This is a genomic window from Burkholderia sp. Ac-20353 (genome assembly GCF_017104785.1).
Lineage (GTDB): Bacteria > Pseudomonadota > Gammaproteobacteria > Burkholderiales > Burkholderiaceae > Burkholderia.
Window position 1 is genome coordinate 1 of record NZ_JAAGPL010000259.1, and the last position, 10,373, is coordinate 10,373.

A 10,373-nucleotide genomic window follows, 5' to 3' on the forward strand; every position below is an offset into this window, starting at 1 on the left:
TCATCGTGATCCGTTCTGTTGCAGTCATCGAAGCTCCCAGCGCCGGACAACCGGCGGCTGGATAGCTTACGCGGCACAAAAGCGGACATTTGAACTTAGCCAGAAGCGGACATTACAACTTAGCCGCCACATCTCAAAATGCGATAATTCACGTTATGTCAACTTACGAGGAATAACGCAAACCATAACCGTAGATTGTCACGGGTGGCTGCATTGACCTTGCTCGCATTTCGTTATCGCATCCCATTGTTTTTTTGAGCTATTTTTTAAATTCTCCATTTCGTTGGCTAAATATTCAAAGTGCCCCCGCTGGATTGTTACGTTTCTCACGAATTTCTTTGCGATGACCATCGGGAACGTCAAAGAAGCCACGTTGCCAATATGTGCCGCCCAGAACATCTCTCCTCTGCAGCGTTTGGTGCAGATTGTTACTGGATCGACCCATGTACCTTTTTCGTTACTCCGATAGTCTCCTTCAATATTTGTCAATATAACGTCCTGGTTATTGATAGCGAGAATATTGTCGAGAAGTGCGTCCTGCTCGGCATGTCCCGACGCTCCGCTTCCATAAGTTTTAGGCGCTCCATTCCCCACGACAATTGTTGCTCGCACGGCATTGACCCAATCTCGTCCGTGTCCGTTTTTCTTTAACCCTGTCGGATCTGTCCAGCGGAATAAATTTGGCGCATATTGATAGAGGTTTATCCCGCCGTCCAGACCAATCGGATCCTGACTTATGAAAACTCCGGCATGAGAATCGAAATATCTGTGCCTGTTGTAACTGAGACCAGACTCCCAGTCAAAAAATTGACCTTGGAGCCTGATAGGTTGTTCAGTTGGATGTTCTTCAACGCATGCAATCTTTCCCAGGGGCCCATAACGCGCTTCCCAAACTAGGCGCCCGCATTCGTTATGCATCCGCACTGGTGCCCCGTTTGAATCGTTCTCAAAAAAATACGTGCCTGCTCCCAATGGCTCAGGCACTGCAGACATCCACTCAGCGGCGGAAGCCGATTCCTTCGGCGAAGCGGAGAGCGTAACGTGCTGTACGTTGTCGCATGGAAATTCAAGATTGTCGCGCTGCTTGTGGCTGCAGTACATCACGGCCAGAATCTGGAAGGTTCTGGGGTAGTAAATCCACTCACGATCACCGCGCAAAACTCTCTCTTCGGGGACGCGATTTACGCTTATTCGTGTCGGCCGCACTGACGGGCCATTATCGAAAGAATTCGGTACGGCTTCCGCGACATCGCAGGTATATTCTGCAGTCAACGTATCTGTGTCCCAAAAATAGCGAGAAATGTATGAAGATGCGTTGAAATTCTCGCGGATTGCCACAGATTCCCACCTGTCGTGATCGACACTCACAATCTTGCGCACGCGCCGTCGAAACGCATCGTATTCGTACCCCGTTCGAATGCGGACGTGGCGGCTCTCGGCACCTATCTGCATCGGACGCAATGACACGGTTTCAATCAGTTGCCCGGCACTATCCCAGCGCAAAATCAGCTCCTGGGTACTCTCCTGTTTGCGGATCAGATTGCCAGCGCGGTCATACGTGTAATAACAGCCGTTGTACTCACCTTCTCGGGTCCATGTGCCGGTCTGGTTGCGGTGGCGAATCGTAGTTTTCAGCAAGTCACCCGCGGAGTCGTACAGGAGACGATGCAGTTTGCCTGCCGGATCAAGGTGTTCGGTGAGCCTGCCCACCGGATCGTATTGATAGCGCTCAGCGCCCAGATGAGAGTCTCGCTTTTCAAGCAATTCGCCGTTTGCGTCATACGCATATTCTCGGGTGAATAGCGGGCCAGCGCTGGAAAGCAGGGTTTGCATTGCCGGCAAACCCGCCGACGTGTATGACAACTCCCGGCGTATTTCGGCCCCAAGATGCTCGACTCGAATTTGTCCGAGGGCATCTCGTTCGAACGTGACCGGTGCCGCGTCGTCCAGTCGGATCGAACTGACTGCACCGAGCGCGTCATACTCGTAGCGAACCGTGTGCGTGATTATCCCGTCATGCGCCTTCAATCGGGTTTGGCGTTCGATGCGATTGCCAGCCACGTCATACGTGTTGGTGATCGTAAACGCGTCACCCTGCCTTTCCTCGATGACGCGGCCGGCCATGTCATATTTCAGTTCAACGCGGCTGTCGGGATTATCTGCAACGACCAGATTGCCAATGGAATCGTATGAGAACGTTTCGGTGCGGATTCCGTCAAGCTGTCGCGGATCGGGTATACGCCTTTGCACGAAGCGGCCGAGGATATCTGTTTCGTAGTCGACAACCTGGCCCAAAGGGTCGATGCTACGCAGCAGTTCCCCCGTCAGACCGTATTCATAGCGCCGCGACTGGCCCCAGTAGTCGACCTCTTCCAAGATCCGTCCCAACGCGTCACGCTTTAGCTGATACAGTTCGCCGCGCTCGTTGACTATGCCAACCAATTGCCCCTCGGTGTCGTACCGGTGTTCGACTACGCTCCCATCCGGCGTCAGCCATTTGGCGATCTGCCCCAGTGCCGTGTACTCGAGTTGCGTGACAAAGCCGTTCGGATCGCGGTAGCGCACCAGATTACCGTCAGCGTCATAGCTATAAACGACTTCCCGATCACCCGGCTCGAGTGCTCGCGTAAGGTTGCCGTTGCGATCGAATTCATAGTTGCTCACTTGACCTAGTGGGTTGACAGTCAGGATGCAGTTGCCCCGCGCGTCATGCGCATATCGGGTGCGTTGCCCAAGAGCATCGACTACCTGCAAGAGATTGCCATCGCGGTCGTAGTCGAAGCATGTCACCGCACCGGTGGGCTTCGTATGGGTAACCAGTTGACCGTACCGATCGTACTTGTAGAAGATGTTGACCTGCGTTGGCAGCGTCTGCTCAAGCAAATTGCCGCGTTCGTCCCATTCGTAGCGCCACTGCCTAGCGGCCGAGTCAGTCGCATGCACTGGTTTATGGTTCGCGTTGTACCCCACACGCACCGCGCTCCCGTCCGGTAGCGTCTGCACCAGCAGATTGCCGTAGACGTCGTACTCCCATGCAGTGGTGCGGCCAGCGGGATCTGTCTCGGCGCTTGTACGTCGTTGCGGATCGTAGTGGTAGCTCCACATATCACCCAGTGGGCCGATCCGCGCTACCGGACTGCCGCGATCATTGGCTTGGAGAAGTGTTGCGTGCCCCAATGAATCGGTAATCCAGGTTTCATTACGCCTGATGTCATAGGCAAAGTGGTAATCGAATATGCCGTTGTCGCCCCATGCGTGAGTGACCCGCCACCTCCTGTCTTGATACTGTCGGTGACTGTAGTAGAAAGATATTCCCCGCGCGTTCGTGTGGAGTACCATCCGGTGACCGTCGGCATACGCGAAACAACGTGACTGGCCCATCGCGTCGAGCGCGGTAACCAGATTGCCGTGTCGGTCATGTTCGTAGGCAACGAGCGGATGCGCGTGACCGCCGGCAACGATCAGGGTCAGTGCAGTTAACAGGTTGCTTGCGCACGATGCGCAAGCGATCGTACGACCGCTTGCTTCGTCGCCCTTCCACTCGACGAGGCGAGCCAAGTTACCTTCCGCTCCGCGCTCAAACACCCACGCATTGCCATTGAGGTCGGCCATCCGCTCGACAGGCAGCGTCAACGTGGTGCCTTCCGCGAGGATGTCGACCTCGTGCTGCCAGCGTGCAGGCAATGCAAACTCATGTTCGATCCCGGCACGCGTGCGAAGGATCAGTCGGCCGCCATTCCGGTAAAGCGCATGTCCGTGTTGCCAGTCATGTACGCGGGCCCGCCATCCGATAGCATCCGGCATCGCGTCGAACGCCGTCGCATGATCCGGAAAATATGCCGCCACCCCCACCTTGCCTGCATGCTGCATCAGTTCGAGTCGGATGTCGGCCGGCGTCTGCCAGCCCACACCAACCGTGCCGCGCCACGTGTTCTGGCTCGCGTAATGACGCTCCCACACAATTGGCAGGCGGCCAGAAATTGTGAAATCGTGCTGCCGCACAACCACTTCACCTGTGATTGCATCGACCGGCTCTGCATGCAGCACCGTGCACCGCAAGAAACCCGATTTCAAATGCAGCTTGTCGGCCAGTGCCTTCGCCCACTTAGATCCCTGAAACGCCTTGAACAACCCCTTCGCCGCCGCAGCCATGTTCATGATCGGTGGTCCACCCACCAACACCGGCCGCCCAGCCGGAATCGGGAGCATCACCGAACTGGGCATCGACGGATAAGTCCGATCCGTATGCGCGCTATTGTGCGGAGGCGGCTCCATTCCAACCGACCAGCAACTCAACGCCTGCAGCGCCATGTACGACATCGGATCGTTGTTGGCGAGCACCGTCTTGCTGCCCATGAATGATTCGCCATCGTTCGACGGCTCCGGATTCTCCGCCGGCGGCGGAACAAAAGATTCACCGAGCGGGAAATGCAATCCCGGAACGTGGTATGCATGCGTTCCCGCCGTGGCCCGCATCATCCCGTTCACAAAAATCGGCCTGCCGCTGCCGCCACCTGACCCGACGTTCGAGCCAAGATCATTACTTATGCGGCTCTTGATCTTATTGGCCTCTTTCGCCAGCCTGATCCCCTCCGCGACGTTGGGGTCGTCCTTGAAGTCCGGTAGCTTGCCGCCGCCCATTACATTGAGCTGTTCATTGACCTGCTGGGTTGCTTCATCGGCCAGGTGTTCCAGATCCTTTACATCGTCGGGATGATCCTCGACGTACTTAGTCACCTTCTCCTGCACGATCATCATCGCAATGCAGCCAACCACGGCCTTCGCCGCCTGGACGTACTCGCGCAGATCGAGCATGAACCCGACATGAGGGTGCGGCAGGAACACCGGCGGCGTACCTGGCGTGACCAGTACCGAATGAACGTCGACTCCAACAACCGGGTCGAGATGCTTGACGGCCAGTAGTGCCACGACTTAGCCCCTTTTACTCGCGCTCAGCGCCCACCGCGCAACGCAGCGACCTTCTCGCTGAGCGTGTTGCGCCGCCGGTCCATCGCACCCAACTGCGACACCATCCACTCGACAACCATCGGCAGGTTGCTGTTCGCCCGCATCGGCTCGTCGATCATCAATCCCGCATCGAGCGCATTGAACCCGGCCTCCAGCGCATGCTCGCGCTCCCCTGCCCGCTCCCAGCACACGGCGCTCATCCGCCAGGCCTCGACCGTCATCAGCCCATCCTTCGCCGCCGTAGTCGACGCAGCCGCACGCTCATAGCAATACGCGGAGTGCGCATAATCCTTGTGCGTCAAATGCACGCTCGCCTCGCCGAACAATCCGTTCGCGACGAGCTTGTGCCCCGCCGGATGCGCTGCCTCGACCGCGCGCATGCCGCTGCTGGCGGCGCTCTGGTAAGCGTCGATCGCACGCTCCCGATCGCGCCATTTCAGATACGCGGCCCCCGCAATCAGATGCACGACAACGCACTGATCGAACCACTGCTCGCGCTCAGCGACCTTCAGCGCCGCCGCACGCAATTCTTCCAGCCGACAGGGATTACCGCCTTCGATCATCTCGGTCAGCATCACGAAATGCCGTCGAAACTCACCGCTCGGCCCGCGCTCGCCCGATTCCGCGAGCAATTCGCGCGGCACGCTCGCCATCGAATACTTGCCTCGCACGACGCGCACCGCGGATGGATGCCGTTTCAGCAGTTCAGCAAACGGCGTGATAACCGTGCGCGGCACGACGAAGCGCACGCGCTCGCCAAGCTCCGGGGCGAAGGCGATGATCGACAGCAAGCCATCCAGCCATCGCACCCATGCTGTGTCGTCACGCACTTTCACCGGCTCCAGCACAAACACCATCGACGGGAAAATGTCCGGATGGCGGCGCATCAGGCTGTCGGCAACCGTGAACAGATATAGCAAGGGATTCGTGCCATCGTCGTAAGGCGCTTGCCAATCCGCACGCACGCCCTGCGCATTGGACGCCTGTCGCCGGCTGTCGTAGAACGCGATGAGTTCATCCGTCAACGCCTTCGCATAGCGCGATTCATTGACGAACACCGCACGCATCGTCCTTACCGCGCATGACGTTTCATCCTGTACCTGGAAATACAGCCGCACGAGCTGCGCATCCGTCTCGTCGGTCTGCCAGATCATCAAGCGCGCGTCTCGATCTTTCGCGAAACTCATCCAGTCCGTATGCGCATCCATGAACCTGCGCTCCACCGGATTGGTCGGCTGCCAGTTCTGCATTCGTGCGGACCTCCGTCACGGATTCAGTTTCAGGACAGCGCCTTCGACCGTGTGCTCGGCGGTCGCCGACGACGTCACCGTCTTGCCGTTCACGCTGTGAGTGTTCGTGCCGGTCGACGCGACGTTGACACCCTGGATCGTGATCGTGCCGTCGCGCTTCATCACGATGCTGGACATCCCGCAGACAAGCGAAAGCTGGTCGCCGGCGTTGACGAGCACCTGATGCTGCACGCTCGTCGTGTGGTTCGCGCCGACGCTGACGGTGTGTTCGCCGCCGACCGTGAGCGTATGCGCATTCGCAATCGTCGACGTCCGCGTGCCGATCTCCTCGGTATGCGACGACGCAACCAGCGTCTTCATGTCCTGCGACGTCGTCTGATAAAGCTGCCCGACGTTCAGCGTCTTGGCTTCGCCGATCGTTTCGGTCTTGGCCTTCGCGACCGTCTCGTTGTGCATGCCGCCAATGGTCGCGTCACGATTCGCGGCGATCGTCACGGTTTCGTTCTGTCCGACCGTCCGCGTCCGATTCCCCGTCACCCCATGCGTCTCGTTCGCGCCAATCTGCGCCGTCCTGTTCTGCCCGATATTTACCGTCTCGTTCTGCCCGACGCTGCGTTGCCGGTTGTTCTTCACCTGCATCGTTTCGTCATTGCCAACCGTATGCGTATGGTTGTTCCCCACCGACAGCGAATGATCGAGCTCCGTCTCCGCATCGAAATTCCGCTCGGCATGCATCCACAGTTGCTCCGCGCCCTTCTTGTCCTCGAATCGAAACGCGTTCGCATGCTCGGTCGTCCCGCCCGGCGACGACCGCGACAGCAAGCCGCTCTGCGTCGCGCTGCCCGGCAACCCCCACGGCGGCATCTTCTCGCCGTTGTATACGCGCCCGGTCACGATCGGGGCATCCGGATCGCCATTCAGGAAATCGACGACCACCTCGTCGCCCACACGCGGAATCTGCACGCCACCGAACCCGCCCCCGGCCCACGGGCTCGATACACGCACCCAGCACGACGAATCCTGATTGCTCTGCCCATACCGATCCCAGCGGAACTGCAGCTTCACGCGCCCGTACCGGTCGGTCCAGATTTCCTCACCGGGCGGCCCGACGACGGTCGCCGTCTGCGGACCATTGGTGCGCGGCCGCGGCGTGTCGCGTGGCGACCGGTAAGGCAGGCTCGACGGTTGAGCGAGCACCTGCGATTCATGCACGACCGCTTCGGCATCGGCCGCGCTCGCATACGCGTTCTCCCGAAAACGGTACCGGCACCCCACAATCAGGTACTCGCGATTCTGGTCAGCGCGCGGACAATGCGCGAGCGTGAACAGATAACCGGGCGCGACACCGCGCACGTCGGTATCGGCGCTCGCCCGTTCGTGTTCGGCCTGCTGTTCCTCGAGCCGCACGCGGCTGTAGTGCGCGCCGGGCGCGTCGTCGCGATAGCCGCCCGGCCATTCGAACGACGCGAAGCCGTCGTGATCGTGCCCGCGCGGATCGACCTTCTGCGTCGACAGATCGGCGCGCGGCTTCGTGTAATCGTAGTCGGTGGTCTGGTGCTTGCCGACGCTCACCTCCTGCGCGGGCAGCCAGCTGTCGATATGCTCCTCGTCGGCGATCGCGGTGCGGTCGGACGCGATGTACGGAATCGTCTCGTAGCCGGGCAACGCGGTATGCGACGACATCGCGTCGCACAGCACCAGCGTGTGATGGTCCGCCGCGTGCCGGAAATAGAAATAGATGCCCTCGAACTCCATCAACCGCGACACGAACGCCGTGTCGGTTTCGTTGTACTGCACGCAGTATTCGCGCGGTGCATACGCTTCGGTCAGCTTGTTCTCGACAGGAAAACCATACGGCGCCAGCACCTCCTGCACGATCTCGGGCACGGTGCGGTTCTGGAAGATCCGGCAGTCGGAGCGGCGCGTCGCGAGCCACAGCCACGGGCGCACGATCAGCTCGTAGCCGTAGTGCCGCTCGGCGCGCCGTCCGGCCAGTGTCGCGCGCGCGATGATCCCGTTCAGGTAGCGCGTCGAGCGGTCCTGCTGTTCGATCCGGACGGTCACGGGTTTGCCGAGCAGATCCTTCAGCGACAGGCTGTGGCTGTCCGCCAGCGCCTCGATCCGGAATTCGAACAGGCGGCCGAGTGCCTCGCTGCCGTCGAGCGTATGAAATTTCAGGTCGTCGCCATGCGGGCTGTCGAGTATGAAGACGCGGTTCACGCCGTTGCCTCCTCGTCGAACCGGTAAACGAATTCGCCGTCGGCCGCGCTCACTTCGATCGACGCCAGCGTGCGGCCTTCGAGCGTCGCCTGCAGGATCGCGCGGCTGATGCGCGGCATCACGGTGTGCGTGAGGATCGCGTCGACCATCCGGCCGCCTGACTCGATGGTCCTGCAGCGTTCGACGATCAGCGCGGTCGCGGCGTCGGTGCAAAGCAGCCGGATGCCGTGGTGCAGGTCGATCCGCTGCTCGATCCAGCGCAACTGCAGCGCGACGATCCGGGCCAGCGTGGCATCGGTCAGCGGGTAATACGGCACGACGGTCAGCCGGCCGAGCAGCGCGGCCGGAAACACGTCGAGCAGCGGCGCGCGTAGCGCATCGGCGAGCGTCTGTGCGTTGGGCAGACGTTCGGGATCGCGGCACAGCTGCATCACGCGATCGGCGCCGACGTTCGACGTCAGCAGGATCACCGTATGCCGGAAATCGATGTCGCGTCCTTCGCCGTCTTCCATCCAGCCCTTGTCGAACACCTGGAAGAAAATCTCGTGCACGTCGCGGTGCGCCTTCTCGATCTCGTCGAGCAGCACGACGCTGTACGGACGGCGCCGCACGGCCTCGGTCAGCACTCCGCCCTGCCCGTAGCCGACATAGCCGGGCGGCGCACCCTTCAGCGTCGACACGGTATGCGCTTCCTGAAACTCGCTCATGTTGATCGTGATCGCGTTGTGTTCGCCGCCGTACAGCGTGTCGGCCAGCGCGAGCGCGGTTTCGGTCTTGCCGACGCCGGACGGCCCGCACAGCAGGAACACACCGTGCGGCTTGGCCGGATCGTCGAGCTTCGCGCGAGCGGTCTGGATCCGCTCGGCGATCAGTTCGACCGCATGCCGCTGGCCGACGACCCGTTCGCCGAGCGTATCGGCGAGCTTCAGCACGGCCTGGGTCTCGTCGCGCACCATCCGGCCGAGCGGGATGCCGGTCCAGTCGGCGACGACGGCCGCGATCGCATGCGCGTCGACCGCCGGCAGCACGAGTGGCGCGTCACCCTGTAGCTCGGCCAGCGTCTGCTGTCCGGCGGCGAGGCGGGATTGCGCGGCGGCGCGCGCGTCCGCATCGAGTTCACGTGACGGATCTTCGTCAAGCAATAACGCGCGCGCATCGACGATCGTCGTCAGCGCGTCGCGTTCGGCCTGCCAGCGCGCATCGAGCCGGTCGAGCGCGGCCTGCGCGGCGGCAATCGCGGTGTCGATCGCGTCGCGCCGCGCGGCGTCGCCGGTGCCGAGCGCGAATTCGCGCCCGATCCGCTCGTGTTCGACGCGCAGGCTGTCGATGCGGCGGCGCGCGTCCTCGATCGGCGCGGGCACCGCGTGCTGGCTGACGGCGACGCGCGCGCAGGCGGTGTCGAGCAGGCTGATCGCCTTGTCGGGCAACTGCCGCGCGGGGATATACCGGTGCGACAGCGCGACGGCGGCCTGCAGCGCATCGTCGAGCACGAGCACGCGGTGATGCGCTTCGAGCTTCGCGGCGAGCCCGCGCAGCATCGTCAGCGCGGCGTCCTCTTCCGGTTCGTGCACGTGCACGAGCTGGAAGCGGCGGGTCAGCGCCGGGTCCTTCTCGATGTACTGCTTGTACTCGGACCACGTGGTCGCGCCGATGGTCCGCAGCAAGCCGCGCGCGAGCGCCGGTTTCAGCAGGTTGGCGGCGTCGCCGGTGCCCGCCGCGCCGCCCGCGCCGACGAGCGTGTGCACTTCGTCGATGAACAGGATCACCGGCCGCTCGTTCGACATCGCTTCGTCGATCACGCCACGCAGCCGGCTCTCGAACTCGCCCTTCACGCCCGCGCCGGCCTGCAGCAGCCCGATGTCGAGCAAGTACAGCGCGACGTCGCGCAACGGCGGCGGCACGTCGCCGGCGGCGATCCGCAGCGCGAAGCCTTCG

The 10,373-nt window shown here is 61.3% G+C and carries 4 protein-coding genes; all 4 read right to left on the minus strand.

Annotated elements, in window-relative coordinates:
- Positions 1-198: 198 nt before the first annotated feature.
- Positions 199-4,929 (minus strand): RHS repeat-associated core domain-containing protein, encoded by a 4,731-nt coding sequence (locus tag G3N94_RS36950; RefSeq protein ID WP_205799175.1) that lies wholly within the window; start codon positions 4,927-4,929, stop codon positions 199-201.
- A gap of 23 nt (positions 4,930-4,952) precedes the next feature.
- Complete coding sequence (locus G3N94_RS36955; protein ID WP_205799176.1) at positions 4,953-6,218, minus strand: hypothetical protein; 1,266 nt, start codon at positions 6,216-6,218, stop codon at positions 4,953-4,955.
- A 15-nt stretch (positions 6,219-6,233) separates the two neighbouring features.
- Positions 6,234-8,438, minus strand: coding sequence for a type VI secretion system tip protein TssI/VgrG (gene tssI, locus G3N94_RS36960; protein ID WP_205799177.1), 2,205 nt, complete (start codon positions 8,436-8,438; stop codon positions 6,234-6,236).
- Positions 8,435-10,373: type VI secretion system ATPase TssH (tssH, locus tag G3N94_RS36965; protein ID WP_205799178.1), on the minus strand; the 1,939-nt coding region annotated here is incomplete at its 5' end. The genes tssI and tssH, both read right to left, overlap by 4 nt.